The following is a 21,429-nucleotide window of genomic DNA, read 5'->3' on the forward strand; positions in this document are numbered from 1 at the left end:
ATGCGGACTTGCTTGCGCGAGGCTGAATCGCCTCACCTTGCCTGATTCAAGCCTCACACAAGGCACGGGGGCTATCGGTTAGGCCTGACGTGATGCGGAAGGATCTGGCGTGGGCATTCTGATCGGACTTGTGGTGACGCTCGGCTGTGTTCTCGGCGGCTTCATGGCCATGGGCGGCCATCTGAATGTGCTGATGCAGCCTTGGGAAGCGGTGGTCATCTGTGGCGCCGCGCTTGGCACCTTTCTCGTCGCCAACCCGATGAAGACGGTCAAGGACACCGGCAGGGGTATCCTCGAAGCGTTCAAGCAGGCGGTGCCGAAAGAGCGCGACTATCTGGAGACGCTGGGCGTGCTGCACAGCCTGATGCGCGAACTGCGCTCGAAGTCGCGCAGCGAGGTCGAGGCGCATATCGACAATCCGGAGGAGTCGGCGATCTTCCAGGCGTTCCCGACCGTGCTCAAGAACCACGACCTGACGAATTTCATCTGCGACTACTGCCGCATCATCATCATCGGCAATGCCCGCTCGCATGAGATCGAGGCGCTGATGGACGAGGAAATCCAGACCATCAAGTCCGACAAGATGAAGGCCTACCATGCGCTGGTGGCGGTGGGCGACGGTCTGCCGGCGCTCGGCATCGTCGCCGCCGTGCTCGGCGTGGTCAAGGCGATGGGCGCACTCGACCAGTCGCCCGAAATCCTCGGCGGCCTGATCGGCGCCGCCCTTGTCGGAACCTTCCTCGGCATCTTCCTGTCCTATGCGGTGGTCGGGCCGGTCGCCACCAAGATCAAGACGGTGCGCGAGAAGAAGAACCGCCTCTATATCATCGTCAAGCAGACGCTGCTTGCCTACATGAACGGCGCTCTGCCGCAGGTGGCGATCGAGTTCGGCCGCAAGACCATCTCGTCCTATGAGCGGCCGACGATCGATGCCGTCGAGCAAAGCACGATGAACACAGCTTCCGCCGAGAAGAAAGCGGCTTGAGCCATGCATGACGACAGACAGGACCGCACGCCGTCATGACAAGTCCTGGCAGCCCCTCGCAAGCCCGCTCGCTGATCATCGAGCGTCTGGTCGGTGACAGCGGTGAGGCCGCTCACGTCATCGGCACCGGGCGCTCGATGGGGGAGCGCGCACTGCCGCTGCTGCAGAAGAGCCTGGCCGGCGAGCTCGGTGCACCGGTCACCGTCGACCTGCGCACGGTCGAGATCAGCCGTGTTCCCGATGCCCGCACGAATGCCGGCGATGCCTTTGCCATGGCCATCATAGCATCGCCGACGTCTTCGGATGCGATGACGCTGGTGGCTGATGCGCCGGCCATCGCCGTGATGGTGTGCGCGCTGTTCGGCGGCGATCCGGATCAGCCGGTTTCGCCGATCGAGCGCGCTCTGTCGCAGATCGAGACCGATGTCGCGACCACGGTCTTCCAGGAAGTTGCGCAGGCGTTGAACGGATCGGGCCGGCGCTCGCTCGAGCTGCGGCTGCCGGTGCCGCGGGCGCTTTCGGGCAGCGAAGCCAAGCGTCGCGTGCTGCGCGATGGCGCGGCGGTGCGCATCGTCTTCGGCATCTCGACGCCGACCGACAGCGGAACGGTCACGGTGATGATCCCGCAGCGCATTCTGCTTGCCACACGCGGTATCGCCGATGTCCACGACAGCGAAGGCACGACCTCCGACTGGCGGGCACGTTTTTCCGAAGAAGTGATGCGCTCGACGGTGACGCTCGAAGCGACCATGCCGCTGGCCCGCCTGACGCTCGGCGATCTCGCCGGTTTCGAGCCAGGCCAGGTCATCGAGTTCGAGGAAACCGCGCAGTCGCAGGCCAAGCTGAGCGCGCGCGACATGACGCTGTTTGTCTGCGAGTTCGGTAAACTCGGGCAGAACTACACCGTCCGGATCAGGCATCCTTACGATGCCGGTCAGGATTTTATCGATGGGCTCATGCCGGGCTGACGCCGGGCAAGCCCAAGCATTTGGAGACGACTGATGGCCAAGACCAAGGTGGAAGCCAATATCGACCAGCCGGACGAACAACTCGACCGCGCCATCGAGGAATTGCGCGGTGTCCTCCAGGAGGAGGAAAAGCGCCCCGACGCCGCCTTGCGGGCTGCCACGTCCGGCGCCAATTCGAACATCATCATGAGCATCCCGGTCGATGTGCAGATCATCCTCGGCAGTACGGAAATGCCGGTGTCGGACCTGATGGCGCTGCAGAAGGGCTCGACGGTGGCGCTCAACCGGCGCATCGGCGAACCGGTCGATGTCGTGGTCAACGGCCGCAAGATCGCGCGCGGCGAGATCACCGTGCTGGAAAGCGATCCGTCGCGCTTCGGCATCAGGCTGACCGAAATTATCGCTGCCGCCAAGAGCGCCTGAGGATTAGACGACATGCGGTCTCAGCAGCGATCGGAGCTTATGCCATGACGACGCCGGTGACGCTCACGCGCCCGCAAAAGGCCGCCGCCATCCTGGTGGCGATGGGCAAGCCTTCGGCCAGCCGGCTGCTGAAATTCTTCAAGCAGGAAGAACTGAAGGCGCTGATCGAAGGGGCGCGGCTGCTGCGCACCATTCCGCAAAGCGACCTCGAACGCATCGTCGCCGAATTCGAGGCCGAGTTCACCGAAGGCGCGGGCCTGCTCGATTCCGCCGACCGGATGGACACGATCCTCAATGAATCGCTGTCGCCCGAAGAGATGAGCGCCATCATGGGCGACAAGCGCTTCGAGGTTGCGCCGGAAGGACCACCGCCGATCTGGCCGGAGCTGGAAAAGCTCGAGCCGACGCGTCTGGGCACGTTCCTTGCCGCCGAGCATCCACAAACCGCGGCCATGGTGCTGTCGAAGCTTGCGCCGCAGGCCGCCGCCAACATTCTGCTGACGATGGAAAAGCCGATGCGCAGCCAGATCATCAAGCGCATGGTGACGATGGCGACCATTCCGGACGCGGCCACCAGGATCATCGAGAACCAGCTGCGCGCCAGCGTGCTGGCGCAGACAGCGACCAAGGACATCTCGGCGGGACAGGCGCGCGTCGCCAGTATGCTCAACGAGATGGACAAGCCTCAGTTGGAAGAGGTCATGCAGGATCTGGAAGAGGCCGGCACGCCGGACCTCGGCGGTGTCCGCTCCAGGTTGTTTGCCTTCGACGATCTGCCGCTTTTGACGCAGAAGGCGCGGGTGCTTCTGTTCGACGGGCTGTCGACCGAACTGATTACGCTGGCGCTGCGCGGTGCACCACCCGCATTGACGGAATCGGCGCTCTCGGCGATCGGCGCACGGTCGCGGCGCATGATCGAGTCCGAGCTCGGACAGGGCTCGGAAGGCATTCAGCTTGCCGACATCATGACGGCGCGCAAGAACATCGCGGTGGCGACAATCCGGCTTTCGCGCGAGGGGGCTTTCGAACTGCCCTCGTCGCAGCAGAGCGAAGCGGCTTAACGCCGAGCGCTGAATGGCTGAAGCGGCGGACAAAGACTCCAAAACCGAAGACGCGACCGAAAAGAAGATCCGCGACACCATCGAACAGGGCAGGCTGCCCCATTCCAGGGAGGCCGCACTTCTGGCGTCCTTCATCGCCATACTGGTGTTCACCGTCTTCTACGCCAAGGACGCGGTCGTCAATCTCGGCATGTTCCTGTCGATGTTCCTGGAAAAGCCCGAGGCGTGGCCGATGGACACCGAGACCGACGTCATCGCGCTCTACAAGACCGTGATGATGGAAATAGGCAACGCCGTCGTCAGCCTGCTGGTGCTGCTGGTGGTGGCCGGCATCGGCGCCTCGGTGCTGCAGAACATGCCGCAAGTCGTCGGCGAGCGGATCCGGCCGCAACTGTCGCGCATCTCGATAGCCAAGGGCTGGACCAGGATGTTCGGTATTCAGGGCTGGGTAGAATTCCTGAAATCGCTGGGCAAACTCGGCTTCGCCAGTATCGTGCTCTACTTCACGCTGTCGCAGGACTACCGCCAGCTCCTGGCCGGCATGATCACCAACCCCGTCGCTTTCGGCCTCGTCATCAAAAGCATCACCGTCGACATATTGGTGGCGATCGTCTTCGTCATGGGGCTGATCGCGGCGGTCGACGTCGTCTGGTCGCGCTTCCATTGGAAGCAGGATCTGCGGATGACCAAGCAGGAGGTCAAGGACGAGTTCAAACAGTCCGAGGGCGACCCGATCATCAAGTCCCGGCTGCGCTCGCTGGCGCGTGACCGGGCGCGCAAGCGGATGATGACGGCGGTGCCGCGCGCGACGCTGATCATCGCCAATCCGACGCACTTTTCCATCGCGCTCAGATATGTTCGCGACGAGGATTCAGCGCCCCTGGTGCTGGCCAAGGGCCAGGACCTTGTGGCGCTCAAGATTCGCGAGATTGCCAAGGAGCACAACATCCCGATCTTCGAGGACGTGGCGCTCGCCCGCTCCATGTACAAGCAAGTTTCGGTTGATAGCGTGATCCCGTCGCAATTCTACCAGGCCGTCGCCGAACTGGTGCGGATCGTCTACTCCAAAAAGGCTGAGCGGAGACAAATTTCATGAACCGCCAACCGCACGCAAAATCCCGCGAACTCATCGTCGCCAAGGCCATCGAGCAGGTGGTCGACGAGTTGCGGCTGATCGACGTCGCCGACTACATCGCCTTCATCCGGCTCGAGCATTTCGCTTGCCTGTCGGATCTGGTGGATTCGGCTGTGGAGCTTTTTTTCCTGCCGGGCACGCTCAGGCTCGGCCATGGCGGAGAGGCACATGTCGACTGGAGCGGCAGCCCGCGCATCGTGCTCGATCTCGAGCTTCGGCCGCCGGGCGTCACCGTCTATTTCCAGCTGACGCTGAGCGAGGAGAGGTCTTCGGTCGCGGTCAACTATGTTTCGTTCGAGAAGCCCGGCGAAGACCCCGAGCACAACACCGCCTTGCTGGAGACGGTCATCGAAGAGGCGCGCATTCGCCGGACCGAGCCGCTCGCCTATCGCTGATCTTTTGTCTTATCCCAATCGCCGGACGCGGCTTTGATCACTCGATCAGACCCAGGCGCAGCGCCTTGGCCACCGCCTGGTTGCGGTTGACCGCGTTGAGCTTCTGCGTCGACTGGGTGAGATACTGGTTGGCGGTGTGGACCGACAGCTTCAGCAGCCTGGCGATCTCTTCGCTGGTGTTGCCGTTGGCGGTCAGCTTCAGGCACTCCAGTTCACGCTTGGAGATCGACCGCATCCGGCCGGCATCGTTCGGACGAATGCGGGCGACGGCGGCGAACAGCGAAAAACAGCGGGCGTGGATTTCGTAGAGCGTGTCCTCCGGCAGAGCGATCGTCGAGCCGAGGAACACCACCAGCCCGCAATGGCCGCGATCGGCATGGACGGGAAAGGCAATGCCGTTGGTGCCTGGCGCCAGCGGCGCCGTCCGCTCCGCCCAGGCGAGGTTCTTGAAGACGGCGTCCGAGCCGGCGATGCCGTCGTCCGCCCACCAGCGCGGCGCTGTCGAGGCGCCGCTGTGGCGAACCATCTCCTCGCCATTGGCGCCGGCGATGAACTTGGTTGTCACCGCGGTGGCGGGATAGTCGGAATCGAAGCTCGGCACCAGGCGCGCCCGTTCCGGCGAGGGGCTGACGAAGTAGAGGCCGAAGGCCGACGCGTTGATGTCGACGGCGATCCAGCGGCAGCGGCGCACCGCGTCCGGGATGGTAACGGCATGGTGCGTCTCGGAACTGATGGAGAAGGCGCCGAACGGATTTCGCTGCTCGTTGAAAAGGGCTTCGGCCGCCGCTTTGATGTCAGCATGTTTCAAATGATGCCGCTCCTGATCGCCGTGGCGATGGCCATCGCGCGGTTCGAGGCCGCGAATTTCTGGATGGCGTGGGTGATGTAGCTGTTGACGGTGTTGGACGAGACCCCGAGGATCACCGCGACCTCATCGGTGGTTTTGCCTTCAGACACCCAGAACAGGCATTCGCGCTCGCGGTCGGACAGCGGGTCCTGCATGGCGGCGGCGGCGATCAATTGCGGGATAGCGGACAGCGCGTAACAGCACTTCAACTGAGCCTTCATCAGCGCCGGCTGGTCGATACTGCCGGCCTCGGCCGCCGAGAAAAGCGCAAACAGCCGCTGGCGGCCGACATTGAGCCGCAATGAATAGACTTCGGCGTGGCCAAGCACGTCGAGCAGGCGCGCCTCTTCGCCGGTGAGCAGTCCGCCGGCGTCGGGCGCCGCGGCGGCGACCAGCGGCCTCGGGCGGATGCCAGGTGCAACGGTCAGCGGTCCCTGGGCAAGGCCGGCGATCAGCCGCTTGCCGATCAGTTCGATGGCGTCGAAGATCCAGTTGGATGAGACGATGCGGGCGTCATTGCGGTCCTGGTCGTGGACGATGGCGACGAGCATGTAGCTGTCGGCGCCGATCTCGGCGGCAAGCTGCATGAAAAAGGAGGTGAGATCGCCGCGCGATTCGAGGCGCGAGCCTAACGTATCGGATTGGAGAAGCGCGGCGGAACTGCTCATTGGATGCTTTGGTTGTATGTCATGGCCGGAGTCTTTTCTTGAGCCCGGACGCTGGGGTTAGCAGCGGCCGAACTTGAAGACGCATCACGTTTACGAAGCACTCACACGGCGCGGCGGTCGCGCTGATCGCCGAATCCATTCAGGGAACGCGAAGCCGTCCGCGTCTGGTGCCGGTCATTGGCCGGAACTTGAGACTTTGGGTGGTCGCCGCGCCCCCCAAGGACCGGCTGATTCGGGTCTAATCTACCCGCAGATGAATCCGACATCAAACGCGATTTGACAAAATCAATATTATTGGACTCAAGCGACTCAGGGGCGGCTTCCGCGGCCTTTTCCGCCGCAAAAGGCCTGAAACGCCGACACGAAAAAGCCAGAGGGTGTTGCGATACTGCCGTATCGAGGGCCGATCGATTCCGATAGGGTCTCGGCAGCCGGCAGGGGTGGGCATCCCTTCGGTCATACGGCGGATTTGGCGGCGCTTGCTCGCGGCCATCAGCATCGGGGGTCATGATGAAGCAGGTTTTCCTGGCGTTCACGGTGGTGCTTGCGGTTCTTGCCGGTATGGAAGCGCCCGCCAAGGCTGAGCCGACCGTTACCTATGCGCTCGACAACGGGCTGCAGGTGGTGCTGGTGCCCGACCATCGCGTGCCGAAGTGGTGATGAACCTGCGCTACCGCGTCGGGTCGATGAATGAACCCGCGGGACGCTCGGGCTTTGCGCATCTGTTCGAACATCTGATGTTTTCCGGCACGCCGGCCTGGCCGAACGTGTTCGGCGCGCACGCCGCGCTCGGCAACGAGATCAATGCCTGGACCACCGAAGACGGCACCGTTTATTACGTCGACGGGCTGTCGTCGTCACTGCCGATGATCCTGTCGCTGGAGGCCGACCGCATGGCCAATCTCGGCCGTTCGGTGACTCAGACCAAGCTCGATCTGCAGCGCTCGGTGGTCAAGAACGAGATGCGCCAGAACGTGCTCGACAAGGCCGGCGCATCCGGCTGGGAAGCTTTCTGGTCCGGGCTGTTCCCGAAGCCGCATCCCTATAGCCGCATGGTCATCGGCTCGGTCGCCGATCTCGATGCGGCGACGCTCGACGATGTCAGGGGTTTCTTCAACAGCTACTATCTGCCCAACAATGCGGTGCTGGTGCTGGTCGGCGACTTGGAGATCGACGACACCAAGGCGCTGATTGCCGACACGTTCGGCCGCGTGGCGCGCGGCGCCGATGTGGCGCGGCCCGCCGTGCCGGCACCGACTCAGGCCCGGCTCAAGCTGGTGCTCGAGGATCGTGTGCCAAGCCCCATCGTCGTGGTCGGCTTCAGTGGCCCGGTGGCGCAGTCGCCCGACAATGGTGCGCTCAGCATTGCCGCCGAACTGCTCGGCAACGGCGAATATGGATTTTTGCGCAACCGGCTGGTTTCGCAGTTGGGCATTGCCACCTATGCCAGCGCGAGCTGGACCGGCGGTCTGCTCGGTGGCCGCTTTACCTTCGAGGCGGGTGCCGCCGAAGGTGTGGCGCCGGAAGCGCTGGAAAGCGCGATGAAAACGGCGTTCGCGGATTTCCTGAAGACCCCGCTCGATCCGGTCGATGTCGAGCGTGCGCGCACCGGCATCTTGCTGGCAGCGCGGCTCGGCAGCGAAGCACTGAAGGATCGCGCCGGCGTCGTCTCCTACAATGCCGACGTGCTCGGCGATGCGCAGAGCGCGCTGGTCGACGACCCGCGGGTGAAGGACGCCAGCGTGGCGGGCGTCGAGGCAACGATGAAGCGGCTGTTGAAACCGGAAGACGCCAGCATACTGGTGCTGAAGCCCGGCCCGCGCGGTGGCTATCCCGATGCACTGATCGGGTCGTCCGGCACACCGCAGCCGTTCACCGCGCCGGAGCGAGCGGCGATCGACATTCCGAAGCATGCGGCCGGGCAAGCGCCTTCGGCAACACTGCCCGCCATGGAAACGGCGACGCTCTCGAATGGCATCAAACTCGTCCACTACACAATGCCGGAAGCGCCGATGGTCTATGTCGCCGCCAGTGCCGCCGGCGGCTGGAACAGCGTGCCGGAAGGCAAGGAGGGATTGCTGGAGCTTGCAGCAAGCATGGCGACACGCGGGGCCGCCGATCGCGGCTCGGCTGATTTCGCCAAGGCGGCCAGCGACATCGGCGCCGGCGTCGGCCACCAGGCCGGAACGCTGACCACGATGATGACGCTTGGCGTGCCGCCGGAAAAGCTCGACCAGGGTATTGGCCTGCTCGCCGACGCGGTGCTGAAGCCTCGTTTCGACAAGACCGAATGGACTGTGCTGATGGCGCAGACAGTCGACTGGCTAAACGGCCGCGAGGCGGATCTGCCCGGCGTTGCCGGCCGCATGGCAAAGGCGACGCTGATCCCGCAGGTGCCGGGCAAGGCAGCGGTGGACTGGTCGGCAAAGGCGCTGGCCTCGATCTCGCTCGACGAGGCGAGGGACGCATTCAAGGCGGAGTTCACGCCGAAGGCGGTGACCTTCTACAGCGTCGGCCCGATGCCGGTCGCGACCGTCGCCGCCAGCCTTGAAAAAGCATTCGGCGCGTGGACAAGCGACACCGCCGGCTATGCCGTCGAGCCGTCGCCGGCGGCGCATTTCAACGGGGGACAGAAAGTGCTGCTGGTGCCCGAACCCGGCGCCAGCCAGTCGGCGCTGTTCGTGGCGCGGCCGGCGCCCGGCACCGACGAGAGCGAGCGCGCTGAATCGACCGCGGTCTCCAACCTGCTTGGCGCCGATTTCTCCAGCAGGCTGAATTCGGTGATCCGCGAGGAGAAGGGCTACTCCTATGGCGTGTCGAGCTATCTGATGCGCCCGATGAAGGCCGGCTCGGGATTGGTCGTGGCAACCACCGTCGAGCGCGCCAACACCGGGCCGGCGATTACCGAAATCCTGAAAGGATTTGCCGGCCTGACCACCTTGCCGGTGGCGCAGGACGAGGTCGACCGCACGGTGACTGTCTATCGCCGGGCGCTGGCTGGATCGGCCGAGACGTCGGCTGGTCTGTTCTCCTCGCTGATTGGCGCGGTCGGCAGCGGATCGACGCTGGAGGACCAGCAAACCCGCATGGCGGCGCGCACAAAGCTGACGCTCGATGCGGTTCAGAAACAGGCGCTGGCCCTGGCGTCGCTCGATCCGTCGCTGATCGTGGTGGCGGGCGACCCCGATGTGGTGATGTCGCAGCTTGCCGCTATCGGTTTCAAGGACGTCGAGATCGTCAAGCGTGACGAGGTCGGCGAAGAGACGGCGATGCGGGCGCTCGATCTTCTCGGGGGCAATCGCCAGGCGCCGCTCTCCGCATCGCCATGGCGGGTCGGCGATGGCGGCACGACACGGGCGGTGCATTCCTGTACAGGCGATAGGGACTGCGGCGCGCAGATCCACGCCGACTGATCGATACGAGGCGGCCGCCGGCCGCGTTTAAATCTTGGGCAACTTTGTTTCGGGGGAAACGATGAGCGATTCATTTCGGGAAGTCACATCCGTCTCGTGGTTCGGGCGGATCAAGCGCGCGGTCGGCGGGGTCATCTTCGGCCTTATCCTGATCGTGCTGATGGTGATCGGGCTGTTCTGGAACGAAGGCCGCGCCGTGCAGACGGCGCGCTCGCTGGCCGAAGGTTCTGGAGCGGTGGTTTCGGTCGGCGCCGACAGCGTCGATACCGCCAATGACGGCAAGCTGGTTCATGTCAGCGGACTGGTGACGGCGGACAGCGGCCTGGCGGATCCGGATTTCGGCATCGCCACGCAAGGGCTGCGGCTGTCGCGCAGTGTCGAGATGTATCAGTGGAAGGAAGAGTCCAAGTCGGAGACGACCAAGAAGCTCGGCGGTGGCGAAGAGACGGTGACCACCTACAGCTATTCCAAGGTGTGGGACGACAGCCAGATCGACTCGTCGGACTTCAAGAAGCCGGACGGCCACCAGAATCCGCCGATGGAAATCCACGGCCGGACCTTCCAGATTCCTGAGGGCAAGCTTGTCGCCTTCGATCTCGATACGCCAGTGCTGGACCGTATCGAGGGTGACAAGGACTATTCGCTCTCAGCCGACCAGTCGGCGGCGATAAAGGCTGCCTATACCGGAACGAAACCGCTCAGCATCGTCGATGGCAAGATTTTTCTCGGCAATGACAACACGACGCCCGCTTTGGGTGACTATCGAATCGGCTACGAACTGGCGCCGCTGGGCGTGATCAGCATCATCGCGCGCCAGGCCGACAGCCGCTTCGAGCCCTACCAGACGCAAGCCGGCGATGCGCTGCTGATGGTCGACACCGGCAACGTCCCGGCCGAAAAGATGTTCGCCGACGCCGTCAGCGCCAACACGCTGATCACCTGGCTGCTGCGCGGCGCCGGCTTGCTGTTGCTGACCATAGGCTTTGCGCTGTTCCTCAGCCCGATCGGGGTGATCCTCGACGTCATACCCTTCCTCGGCAGCATGGCGCGGATGGGTACTGGCATCATCGCCTTCGTCCTGGCGATCCTGGTCGGCACGGTGACGATTGCGATTGCCTGGTTCTGGTACCGACCGTTGCTGGCGCTCGCCATCCTGGCGGCAGGCGTGATTGCGGCGGTGATTGTCTACCGCATCGGTCGGTCGCGAAGGCCAGCCGTTCCGGTGGTTGCGCCCAACCCGGCGGCGGCCGCCTAGATAGAGGTCGGGGCGGCCGGAGCCGCCCCATATCTCTTTGGCGCAATTCCGGCGGGAAAACCGCTTCACACTTATCTTGGAATTGCTTTCCTATTTGTCCTCGAAGCCGGTGAGCACGCCGACGGCGTTGATGCCGATCTCCTCGACGGCGTAGCCGCCTTCCATCACGAACAGCGTCGGCAGGCCGAGCTTGGCGATGCGATGGCCGATCTTCGGATAGTCCGGGCTTTTCAGCTTGAACTTGCTGATCGGGTCCTTCTCGAAGGTGTCGACGCCAAGGGAGACGATGACGATATCGGGGGCGTAGGCGGCGAGCTTGACGCAGGCATCCTCCAGCGAGGCGTTCCAGGCGTCCCAATTGGTGCCGAAGGGCATGGGATAATTGACGTTGAAGCCTTCGCCGGCGCCGGCGCCGCGTTCGTCGGCATGGCCGAGGAAGAACGGGTACTCGACCATCGGATCGCCATGCAGGTTTAGAACCTGCACGTCGGCGCGTTCATAGAAGATCTCCTGCGTGCCATTGCCGTGGTGATAGTCGACGTCGAGGATCGAGACGCGTTTTGCGCCCTGATCGAGGAACCACTGCGCGGCGACCGCGGCATTGTTGATGTAGCAGTAGCCGCCCATGAACCCGGCACCGGCGTGATGGCCGGGCGGGCGGCAGAGCGCGAAGGCCGACCGCTCGCCACCCTTGACCAAGGCCGCCGCCGTCAGCGCCACGTCATAGGACGATTTGATCGCGGTCCATGTGCCTTCGACGAAGGTGGCGCCGGCGTCGAAGGAATAGTAGCCGAGCAAGGCGTCGACGCGCTTGGGTGGCACGTCGCCGCGCAGGCCGCGCGTCGGCCAGGTGAAGGGCATCGCCGTGCCCTCGAAGCCGGCGGCCTTCCACGCCGGCCAGACGGTCGGCAGGAAGTCGATATAGTCGGCCTTGTGGATGCGCTTGGCGGCTGTGAGATCGTGCTCGACCGGTCCGATGATCGGCCCCAGCTTCTCGCTCTCGACCCGCGCCCTGATGAACTCGGCCCGCGACGGCTTTTCGAAACCCGGCACGATTGCCGACGTCACCAGTTCCATCTGGCCGGCATGGCCGGCATGAAGCGGCGAATAGACAGTCTTCATGAATTTCCTCTCGAAATAGCGAAATCAGTCAAGGTTGAGATAGGGGGTGACCAAAGCGAGCCACATTCTTTCCACATCGTCCTCGATGAGGTCGTATGTCTTGCGGTCTCTTTTCAGCCCCACAAGCCGGCAGGCGTGCCCGACATCCATCATCAGCACGCCGAGCCGGCTGGCGATCTTGTCCTCAAGGGCCGGGTTCACATGCTGCAGCCACGCGGCGTAAAGCGCGATGATCTGCTCGTCATATTCGTCTTGGATCGGCCTGAGGTCGGCATTGCCGGATATCGCCTCGATCACCGGCATCAGGGTGGCGTTTTCGAGATATATTCTGGAGGTATCGATGAAGAGCTTGCGCACCTCCTGCCGAAACTCGTCGCGGTTGGTGGGTGGGGTGACCTCGATGCGCCTGGCGATCACCTCGGGAAACGACGACAGCCAGCGCCGGGCGAGGTCGAGGAGAATGGCTTCCTTGTTGGGAAAGTACTGGTAGACCGAACCGACCGACAGGCCCGCGCGCCGGGCGATGGCGAGCGTCGTCGGTGTCTTGGTTCCTTGCTCCCGCGTCAGGATCAAAGCCGCGTCGAGTATCCGGTCGACCACCTTGCTCGACCGTTCCTGCCGCGGCTGCTTGCGCGGTTCGAGCGCCATCCTGGTTTCGCGGCTGAGACTGCGCTTCACGGATTGATGCCTTCGTTCCCTGCCGGTTTCAACACAGGTCCGGGTCTCAACATTGGCGTGGTGTGTTGTCCATAATACATTCGAAATTCGGCACGTTGACAAACGCGAATAATTAGTCGCATTCTTTTATCCACGCTGTCTTGAGAGATCACAAGGGGAATTTCAAAACAGCGCACTGGCATCAGTTTTCGTCCGATAACGCCGCTCCAGCGGAGTGGCAGCTTGTCGGATAAGAGGGTTGTCGGTCTCAGCCAGTCGTCAAAAGCGCGGAGTCGCGATGTCTGTCACGGGTGCGGGTCAAAATGCTGATCTGATCGTCATCAATGGTCGCGTGCGGACCATGGACGATGACAATCCCGCCGCCGAGGCGATTGCCGTCAAGGACGGCGCCATCATCGCCATCGGCAACCACGCCGCCATCGAAAAACTCAAGGGAACGACCACAGACGTGATCGACGCCAAGGGCGGTTCGGTCCTGCCCGGTTTCATCGAAGCCCACATGCATCTGTTCTCGGGAGGGGCTGAGCTCGCGCATCTTCAACTCGGCGGTATCCATGGCTTCGAGGCGCTTCAAAGCGCCATCCGCGACTACGCCACGACGTGGCCCGAGGCGAAGATGCTTGTGGGACAGGGCGTCGACTACACCGTGCTCGGCGACGAGCGGGTGACACGCCATCATCTCGACGCCATCCTGCCCGACCGCCCCTTCTGCATGGCGGCACCCGACCACCATACGATGTGGGCCAACACCAAGGCGTTGGAGATGGCCGGCATCCTGAAGGGACGCACGCTCGGTCCGGGCAACGAGATCGTGATGGGTGACGACGGCCTGGCCGCGGGCGAATTGCGCGAGGGCGAGGCCTTCGGTCCGGTGCTCGACCTTGCCGGCGAAAGCCGGGTGCGGTTGGGGCTGTCGACCGGCGGCGAGCCGGACCCAATGCCGTCGGCCGCCGAGCGGGCCGCTGACCGTGACATCATGCGGCGCGGACTTGCCTGGTGCGCGCGCCACGGCATCACCTCGATCCAGAACATGGACGGCAATCTCTACCAACTCGAATTGCTTTCCGAGATCGAGGCCGAGGAAGGCCTGCCCTGCCGCGTCAAGATCCCGTTCCACTACAAGAATTTCATGACGCTCGACATGCTCGAGAAGGCGTCCGTCATGGCCGAGCGCTACGACAGCGAGTGGCTGTCATCGGGCATGGTCAAGGTGTTCTATGACGGCGTGCTCGATTCCTGGACCGCGGTTATGGTCGAACCCTATGCGGATCGTCCCGACTGGGTCGGCGAGCCGCTGTTCACGCCGCAGCAATTTATCGATCTCGCCGTGGCTATCGACAAACGCGGGCTGCAGATCGCCGTGCACTCGATCGGTGACGGCGCCGTGCGCGCAGTGCTCGACGGTTACGAGGCGGCGCAGAAGGTCAATGGCAAGCGCGACAGCCGGCACAGGGTTGAGCACATCGAGGTCACCACAGCAGCCGACGTGCCGCGTTTTGCCGAACTCGGCGTCATCGCCTCGATGCAGCCGTCGCATCCGCCCGGCGCCATGGATTTTCCGCTGGAGCCGACGGTGTCACGCATCGGGCCGGCCCGCTGGCCGCTGAGCTATGCCTGGCGCACCCTGAAAAGCGCCGGCGCCCATGTCGTGTTCGCCTCGGACTGGCCGGTGGCAGCGATCGACCCGATCCTGAGCATTCAGGCGGCAGTGCAGCGCAAACCATGGGCAGAAGGCGATCCTGACCAGAGTTTCTCGCTGCAGGAAGCGATTGCCGCCTACACGGTCGAGGGCGCCTATGCCGAATTCGCCGAGCATCGCAAAGGCGTTCTGAAACCCGGCTACATGGCGGATCTGGTGGTTTTGTCGGCCGATATCGAGAAGACGGCGCCGGCCGATCTGCACAAGCTGCGACCGGTGACGACGGTCTGCGGTGGCAAGGTAACCTACCAGGCCTGACAATGGCATGCGGCTTGCACAGCTTGCCGCTTGCAAGACGAAATGACCGACTGAACTGTGGTTCAATGCCGGACTTGCCAACCAACCGGCCGTGTGGTCACATCGAACAGGGGAAAAACTCCGCCAGCAAGAGCGGGGTCAACAGTGAGGCGTATCGTGCCGGAAAAACCGGATCGGAATGCAATTGAAGTCGTAAACGTCAGTAAAATTTTCGGATCGGGTGAGGGGCAGGTTGCTGCCCTCGATACGGTCTCGGTATCCATCCGCGAGAATGAGTTCTTCACCCTGCTGGGACCATCCGGCTGCGGCAAGACCACGTTGCTGCGGCTGATTGCCGGCTTCGACTTTCCAACCGCCGGCGAAATCCTCCTCTACGGTCAGGACATCGCGCCGTTGCCGCCCTTCAAGCGGCCGGTCAACACCGTCTTCCAATCCTACGCGCTGTTCCCGCATATGACGGTCGCCGACAATATCGGCTTTGGCCTGGAAATGCTGGGCAAGCCGAAGGCCGAGATCAAGGCGCGCGTCGCCGAGATGCTGAAACTGGTGAAGATGGAGGCGCTGGCGGGTCGCCGAACCAGCCAGATCTCCGGCGGCCAGCAGCAGCGCGTGGCGCTCGCCCGGGCGCTGGCGCCGCAGCCCAAGGTGCTCCTGCTCGACGAACCGCTCTCGGCGCTCGACTACAAGCTGCGCAAGGAAATGCAGATCGAATTGAAGCGGCTGCAGCACGAGACCGGAATTACCTTCATCTTCGTCACCCACGACCAGGAGGAAGCGCTGACCATGTCGGACCGCATCGCGGTGATGTCGTCGGGCAAAATCCTGCAGGTCGGCTCGCCGCGCGACATCTACGACCGGCCGGCCGAGCGTTTCGTCGCCGACTTCATCGGCGAGTCGAACTTCCTCAAGGCGGATGTGGTTAGCGCGACTGGTGGCCGGGCGACGGTGAAGCTGCCGTCTGGTGTGGAAATCCCAGCCTCGCTGCCGGAAGGCTTCAGCCCCAGCGGCAAGGTCACCATCGTCGTGCGTCCAGAGCATGCGCAGTTGGGCACGGCCAGCCCGAGCGCTTCGCTGTCCGGCACCGTCGAAAACATCGTCTATCTCGGCACCGACACGCACTTCCATCTGCGCCTTGCCGGTGGCGAGCCGTTCATCGTGCGGCGTCAGAACAGCCGCGGCGCCGGTGACGGCTTCGTGCAGGGCGGCCAGATCGGCATCATGATCGGCAACGACGCCGCGCAAGTGCTGAAGGACTGATCATGGCGACCGCGGAACAAGTCGCCAAGGCAGCGGAGCGACGCGATGTGCGCGACCGGTGGCTGCTGTCAGCGCCAGCCTTGCTGGTGATCTTCCTCGCCGCGACCGGCCCCTTGCTGATCGTGCTGATCTACTCGTTCCTGACGCCTGGCCCCTATGGCGATGTGAAGTGGCAGTTTTCGCCCGATGCCTGGCTGTCGGTGTTCATGGAACGCGACATTTTCGACGATACGCTTTCGCTTGCGGCAGCGCATGTCACCATCTTCTGGCGCTCGATCAAGCTGGCGGTGATAACGACGATCGCCACTTTGGCATTGGGGTTTCCAACCGCCTATTTCATGGCGACGCGCAGCGAGAAAACCAGGGATCTCTGGCTGTTCCTGATCACCATTCCGTTCTGGACCAACCTTCTGATCCGCACCTTCGCCGTGCTGCAGATCATCCGCAACGAAGGCATCATCAACACCATCCTTATCAAGCTTGGTATCGTCTCAGCGCCGGTGCAGATCCTCTTCACCGACACGGCGATTCTGATCGGCATGGCCTATGTCTATCTGCCGCTGATGGTGCTGCCGATCTATGCCAGCATGGAGAAGCTTGATTTTCGCCTCGTCGAGGCGGGCTACGACCTCTACGCGACCCGATTCAAGGTATTGCGGAAGATCATTTTCCCGCTGGTCAAACCCGGCGTCATTGCCGGCTCCATCCTGGTCTTCATTCCAGCCCTTGGCGCCTATGTGACGCCGAGCGTGCTTGGCGGCGGCAAGAATATGATGCTGTCCAACCTGATCGAATTGCAGTTCGGCCAAGGCCGCAACTGGCCGCTCGGCTCGGCGCTGTCGATCACGGTGATGATCATCGTCATGGTGGCGCTGCTTGCCTATGTGCGCAATGCCGGCAAGTCGGGGGCGCGGCATGGCTAAGAACTTTTCCATCAAGCACCAGACCGGCTTCACGGTGATCGCTGCGACCTGTTTTATCGTGCTCTATCTGCCGATCATCGTGCTGGTCGCCTATGCCTTCAACGCGGCGAACTCGACGTCGGAATGGGGCGGCTTTTCGATGCGCTGGTTCCAGTCGGCTTGGCAGAACGTGCAAGTTATCGACGCGACGCTACGCTCGTTCCAGATCGGCGCCGTCGCTGCGGTGCTGTCGACAATCTTTGCCACCATGGCCGCGCTCGCCACCACGCGCACCGCGTCCTATCCGGGCCTCACCTTCAAATATGCGGCGATCAACCAGCCGCTGATGGTGCCCGAGATCGTCACCGGCGTGGCGCTGCTGATCTTCTTCTCGCGCATCAAGATCTTCACCGGCTATTCCGGCATTGGCTATCTGATCGCCGCGCACACGGCGTTCTGCATCCCGTTCGCCTATCTGCCGATCCGGGCGCGGCTGGAAAACATGGACCTGACGCTGGAGCGCGCGGCCGCCGATCTGTACGCGACGCCTTGGAAGACCTTCCGCCGCATCACGCTGCCGCTTTTGTGGCCCGGCATACTGGCCGGACTGATGCTGGCCTTCGTCATCTCGCTCGATGACGTCGTCATCACCGAGTTTGTCAAATCGGGCGGCCAGGATACGCTGCCCACCTACATGCTCGGCCAGATCCGCCGCGGCATCACGCCTGAGATCAACGCGATATCGACCGCCTTCCTGCTGCTTTCGGTCGCGATCGTCACGTTGTTTTTCTTCGTCAGCAGGAAAAGAGACTGAACCGACAAATGGGAGCTAAAACCATGAACTGGAAAACAACGACAGCCGCCATCGGGTTGGCGCTGCTCGCAACGACGAGCCTGGCCCGCGCCGATGGCGAGCTGAACATTTACAATTGGGGCAACTATACCAGCCCCGATGTGATCAAAAAGTTCGAAGCCAAATACAACGTCAAGGTGACGATCACCGATTACGATTCCAACGATACGGCGCTCGCCAAGGTACGCCAGGGCGGCACCGGCTTCGACATCGCCGTTCCGTCGCAAACCTACGTGCCGATCTGGATCAAGGAGGGCCTCGTGCAGGAGACCGATCCGGGCAAGATGGAGAACTTCAAGAACGTGGCGCCGGAATGGGCCAATCCAGACTTCGACCCCGGCCGCAAATATTCCGTGCCGTGGGCGCTGGGCACCGTCGGCGTCGTCGTCAACACCGATGCCTACAAGGGACCAGCCGACAGCTGGGGCATCATCTTCAACACGCCGGACGAGCTGAAGGGCAAGACCAATGTCGTTCCCGAGATGAATGACGTTATCTTCGCGGCGATCAAATATGTCGGCGGCCAGCAGTGCACCGACGACAAGACGGTGCTGAAGAAGGTGCGCGACACGCTTGTCGCGGCCAAGCCGAACTGGATCGCCATGGAATACAACACCATCGAAAAGATGGGCGCCGGCGACTTCAAGGCGACCAGCGACTGGAACGGTTCGGCGCTGCGTCAGCGGCTGGCCAATCCGGCCATCCATTACAATTATCCGAAGGAAGGCTACGGCCTGTGGAGCGATAACGTCGTCGTTCTCAAGGAAGCCAAAAATGTCGAGAACGCCAAGCTGTTCCAGAACTTCATCATGGATCCGGAAAACGCGGCCGGCCTCTCGGCCTTCCACCGTTACGCAAACGCCATTACCGGCTCGGACAAATACATGCCGGCCGATATGAAGGATGCCCCGGAAGTCGTCATTCCGGAGGCTGCGAAGGCACAAGGCGAATTCCAGAAGATGTGCGCGCCTGAGATCCAGGACATCTACACCAAGATCTGGACCGAACTGCAGAAATAACCGCAGTCTGACAGACCCGGCGGCATGCGCCGCCGGGTCTTTTCTTTTCCGGAATGGCTTTCATGGACTCCTATCGCAACAGCGATCCGCGGCCGTCGATCATGCAGGGCTCGCCGCCTCAAATGGTGCTGCCGAAGGTCGACTGGGACCGGCCGCCATGGAATCGCTGGGCCTTCCAACACATCCGCGAATTCCTGCCGACCATCGAGGTCTGGCGCGGTAATGGCCATCGCCATCGTCTTGAGCGCGCAGAGACCGATCTCGACGCGCTGCCGGTGGAAGACAGCAAGGGCCGTCCGACGACGCTCGTTGGCCTGCTCGACGAGACCTACACGGACGGCTTCCTGGTGCTCAAAGACGGCAAGGTCGCCTATGAGCGCTATTTCAACGGCATGGCCGAGCGCACGCTGCATCTGTCGCAGTCGATGGCGAAGTCGGTAACAGGCACCGTGTTCGGTATTCTGGTTGGGCGCGGCTTGATCGACCCGGCCAAACCGGTGAGCGCCTATCTGCCGGAGCTCGGCGCGACCGGCTGGGACGGCGCCAGCGTGCAGCATGTGCTGGATATGACCACCGGCGTGCGGTTTTCCGAGGAATACACCGACCGTTACTCCGACATCGGCCAGGTTGATGTCGCCACGGGCTGGAAGCCGGTGCCGCCGGACAGCGATCCGGATTTCCAATGGCCGCCGCATCTGTTCGAGTTGATCCTGCAGCTGAAGGACAAGGTGCGGCCGCATGGCGCCGCGTTCGAGTACCGCTCGATCGAGACCGACGTGCTTGCCTTCATCATGGAGCGGGTCACCGGTAAACGCCTGGCGCAGCTGGTGTCCGAGGAGCTGTGGCAGAAGCTCGGCCCCGACGAAAGCGCTTGCTTCACGGTCGACAGCGCCGGCTATGCGCTGGCCGATGGCGGCTTCAACGCGACGCTGCGCGATTACGCCCGCTTCGGCCAGCTGATCCTCGACAAGGGCCGCGGCATCGTGCCGGCCGACTGGATCGAGGCGACGCGCAACGGCAAGCATGGGCCGGACTTCAATCCGAGCCTGCCGGAGGGCAGCTATCGCAACCAGTTCTGGATCGAGAATCCGCGCACGCGCGCTTTGATGTGCCGAGGCGTGTTCGGGCAGATGATCCATATCGACTGGGACACCGGCATGGTCGTGGTCAAGCTTTCAAGCTATCCGGATTTCAGCAATGTCGCCTATTCGGTGGCAACGCTGAAGGCGGTGCACGCCATCGCCAAGGCGCTTGGTTGACCCACAACAAACCATCCCTCTGAGGAAACGTTCATGACCGGCAAGACTGCGTTCGAGACCCGCTACGGCTTTGCCCGCAATGAGGTGCTGCTCTCCAACTGGCGCGAAAGCCCGTTCAACCGCTGGTCGTTCCAGAACCTTGGCGAGCTGGTGCCGACCGCTCCCGTGGCGGCGACGCCGGGAAGCGTCGAAGCGCCGGTGCGGGACCTGAGCGGCCTGCTCGGCGAAAAGGTTTCGATCGCCAGCGCCCCGGAAACGGTGGCCGAATTCCTCACACGTTCGAGCAGCGACGCGCTGACGGTGATGAAGGCTGGCAAGGTCATCGGCGACTGGTTCGCGCCCAATATGGATTTCGGCGCCCGTCACATCATCTTTTCGATCAGCAAATCGGTCACCGCGATCATCGCCGGAATACTGGAAGGCGAGGGCGTGTTCGACCCGGAAGCGCCGGTGACCCAGTACATTCCGGAAGCCGCCGGTTCGGCCTATGCCGATGCAAGCTGCCGGCATGTGCTCGATATGAGCGTCAGCCTCGACTTCGAGGAGGCCTATCTCGATCCCGAAAGCGCCTTTGCCCGTTACCGTCGCGCTACGCTGTGGAATCCGGGCGGCGGCACTGAAAGCTTGCGCGAATTCATTCTGACCTTGCAGCGGCTCGAAGAACCGCACGGCAAAACCTTCCGCTACCGTTCGCCCAATTCCGATCTGCTCGGCCTGTTGCTCGAACGAGCTTCCGGCCAGCGCTTCCCGGACCTCATGCGCGAGAAACTGTGGCTACCGCTGGGTGCTGTCAGCGAGGCTTCGATCGGCGTCGACATGGAAGGTACGGCGCGCACCGCCGGCGGCATTTCGGTGACGCCGCGCGACCTGGCGCGTATCGGCGAGATGATGCGGCAGGGCGGCACGGCCAATGGCCGCGGCATCGTGCCAGAAGGCTGGGTGCGCGATACGACCGTTGCCGGCGGCAGCGCGGAGGCCTGGCAGCGCGGCACAATGGTGCATCTGTTCCCAAAGGGCCGTTACCGTAACAAATGGTACCAGACGGGGGCGGCAAACGGCGCCTTCTGCGGCATCGGCATCCACGGCCAATGGCTCTACGTCAACCCGAAGACGGAAGTGGTGATTGCAAAAATGGGGTCGCAGCTGGTGCCTGAAGATTATCCGCTCGAACGCGAGATCGTTGCCTTTTTCGAGGCGCTGAGCGGGATGGTCTGAGGACGAGCCAAAGCAAG

At 63.0% G+C, this 21,429-nt stretch carries 20 protein-coding genes; 16 read left to right on the plus strand and 4 right to left on the minus strand.

What is annotated here, in order from left to right; translation table 11 throughout:
- The first annotated feature begins 109 nt into the window (after positions 1-109).
- The 6 genes from motA to ACYG9R_RS17440 are packed head-to-tail and all read left to right on the plus strand — an operon-like array spanning position 110 to position 4,967.
- Entirely contained in the window at positions 110-985 is an 876-nt protein-coding gene (motA, locus tag ACYG9R_RS17415; protein WP_023823324.1) for a flagellar motor stator protein MotA, read from the plus strand.
- A 35-nt stretch (positions 986-1,020) separates the two neighbouring features.
- The gene (locus ACYG9R_RS17420) at positions 1,021-1,953 is read left to right on the plus strand and encodes a FliM/FliN family flagellar motor switch protein (RefSeq protein WP_023823325.1); all 933 of its coding nucleotides are present in this window, start codon (positions 1,021-1,023) and stop codon (positions 1,951-1,953) included.
- Between the two features lie 33 nt (positions 1,954-1,986).
- Positions 1,987-2,376, plus strand: coding sequence for a flagellar motor switch protein FliN (fliN, locus tag ACYG9R_RS17425; protein WP_023671753.1), 390 nt, complete (start codon positions 1,987-1,989; stop codon positions 2,374-2,376).
- Positions 2,377-2,420: 44 nt separating this feature from the next.
- Positions 2,421-3,437 (plus strand): flagellar motor switch protein FliG, encoded by a 1,017-nt coding sequence (locus ACYG9R_RS17430; protein ID WP_023728370.1) that lies wholly within the window; start codon positions 2,421-2,423, stop codon positions 3,435-3,437.
- A 13-nt stretch (positions 3,438-3,450) separates the two neighbouring features.
- Positions 3,451-4,533 carry a flagellar biosynthesis protein FlhB gene (gene flhB / locus ACYG9R_RS17435; RefSeq protein WP_023823326.1) on the plus strand — a complete coding sequence of 361 codons (1,083 nt, stop codon included), beginning with the start codon at positions 3,451-3,453 and terminating at the stop codon, positions 4,531-4,533.
- Positions 4,530-4,967: a hypothetical protein gene (locus tag ACYG9R_RS17440; protein ID WP_023671756.1), complete on the plus strand. Its 438-nt coding sequence runs from the start codon at positions 4,530-4,532 to the stop codon at positions 4,965-4,967. The genes flhB and ACYG9R_RS17440 overlap by 4 nt, the downstream gene beginning before the upstream one ends.
- 37 nt (positions 4,968-5,004) lie before the next feature.
- Here ACYG9R_RS17440 and ACYG9R_RS17445 read toward each other — a convergent pair whose 3' ends face one another.
- Complete coding sequence (locus tag ACYG9R_RS17445) at positions 5,005-5,775, minus strand: helix-turn-helix transcriptional regulator (RefSeq protein WP_023823327.1); 771 nt, start codon at positions 5,773-5,775, stop codon at positions 5,005-5,007.
- Entirely contained in the window at positions 5,772-6,482 is a 711-nt protein-coding gene (locus tag ACYG9R_RS17450) for a helix-turn-helix transcriptional regulator (protein WP_023671758.1), read from the minus strand. Before ACYG9R_RS17450 ends, ACYG9R_RS17445 begins: the two co-directional genes overlap by 4 nt.
- Before the next feature lie 507 nt (positions 6,483-6,989).
- Here ACYG9R_RS17450 and ACYG9R_RS17455 point away from each other — a divergent pair.
- The 3 genes from ACYG9R_RS17455 (at position 6,990) to ACYG9R_RS17465 (ending at position 11,150) form a co-directional block, all read left to right on the plus strand.
- Positions 6,990-7,142, plus strand: a complete 153-nt coding sequence (locus tag ACYG9R_RS17455; protein WP_023823328.1) for a hypothetical protein — start codon at positions 6,990-6,992, stop codon at positions 7,140-7,142.
- Positions 7,142-9,895 (plus strand): M16 family metallopeptidase, encoded by a 2,754-nt coding sequence (locus ACYG9R_RS17460; protein WP_023823329.1) that lies wholly within the window; start codon positions 7,142-7,144, stop codon positions 9,893-9,895. Before ACYG9R_RS17455 ends, ACYG9R_RS17460 begins: the two co-directional genes overlap by 1 nt.
- Positions 9,896-9,956: 61 nt before the next feature.
- Positions 9,957-11,150 (plus strand): TMEM43 family protein, encoded by a 1,194-nt coding sequence (locus ACYG9R_RS17465; protein ID WP_023823330.1) that lies wholly within the window; start codon positions 9,957-9,959, stop codon positions 11,148-11,150.
- 90 nt (positions 11,151-11,240) lie between these two features.
- Here the strand turns inward: ACYG9R_RS17465 and ACYG9R_RS17470 are convergent, their stop codons facing one another.
- Positions 11,241-12,272 carry a histone deacetylase family protein gene (locus ACYG9R_RS17470; protein ID WP_023699752.1) on the minus strand — a complete coding sequence of 344 codons (1,032 nt, stop codon included), beginning with the start codon at positions 12,270-12,272 and terminating at the stop codon, positions 11,241-11,243.
- A gap of 24 nt (positions 12,273-12,296) precedes the next feature.
- Positions 12,297-12,950, minus strand: a complete 654-nt coding sequence (locus ACYG9R_RS17475) for a TetR/AcrR family transcriptional regulator (protein WP_023686329.1) — start codon at positions 12,948-12,950, stop codon at positions 12,297-12,299.
- A gap of 277 nt (positions 12,951-13,227) precedes the next feature.
- On the opposite strand from ACYG9R_RS17475, the gene ACYG9R_RS17480 reads away from it, so the two are divergent.
- The 7 genes from ACYG9R_RS17480 (at position 13,228) to ACYG9R_RS17510 (ending at position 21,412) form a co-directional block, all read left to right on the plus strand.
- Positions 13,228-14,907: an amidohydrolase gene (locus ACYG9R_RS17480; RefSeq protein ID WP_023696889.1), complete on the plus strand. Its 1,680-nt coding sequence runs from the start codon at positions 13,228-13,230 to the stop codon at positions 14,905-14,907.
- Between the two features lie 156 nt (positions 14,908-15,063).
- Positions 15,064-16,164, plus strand: coding sequence for an ABC transporter ATP-binding protein (locus tag ACYG9R_RS17485; RefSeq protein WP_023691713.1), 1,101 nt, complete (start codon positions 15,064-15,066; stop codon positions 16,162-16,164).
- Positions 16,165-16,166: 2 nt separating this feature from the next.
- On the plus strand, positions 16,167-17,087 hold the full coding sequence (locus tag ACYG9R_RS17490; protein ID WP_023691712.1) for an ABC transporter permease: 921 nt from the start codon (positions 16,167-16,169) through the stop codon (positions 17,085-17,087).
- Positions 17,080-17,880: an ABC transporter permease gene (locus tag ACYG9R_RS17495; protein ID WP_023671766.1), complete on the plus strand. Its 801-nt coding sequence runs from the start codon at positions 17,080-17,082 to the stop codon at positions 17,878-17,880. Before ACYG9R_RS17490 ends, ACYG9R_RS17495 begins: the two co-directional genes overlap by 8 nt.
- Before the next feature lie 23 nt (positions 17,881-17,903).
- A complete protein-coding gene (locus ACYG9R_RS17500; RefSeq protein WP_023671767.1) occupies positions 17,904-18,938 on the plus strand; it encodes an ABC transporter substrate-binding protein in 1,035 nt (344 codons plus the stop codon).
- 62 nt (positions 18,939-19,000) lie between these two features.
- The gene (locus ACYG9R_RS17505) at positions 19,001-20,197 is read left to right on the plus strand and encodes a serine hydrolase domain-containing protein (protein ID WP_023823332.1); all 1,197 of its coding nucleotides are present in this window, start codon (positions 19,001-19,003) and stop codon (positions 20,195-20,197) included.
- A 33-nt stretch (positions 20,198-20,230) separates the two neighbouring features.
- Entirely contained in the window at positions 20,231-21,412 is a 1,182-nt protein-coding gene (locus ACYG9R_RS17510) for a serine hydrolase domain-containing protein (RefSeq protein WP_023823333.1), read from the plus strand.
- Positions 21,413-21,429 lie beyond the last annotated feature (17 nt).

This window comes from Mesorhizobium sp. RSR565B, assembly GCF_054719465.1.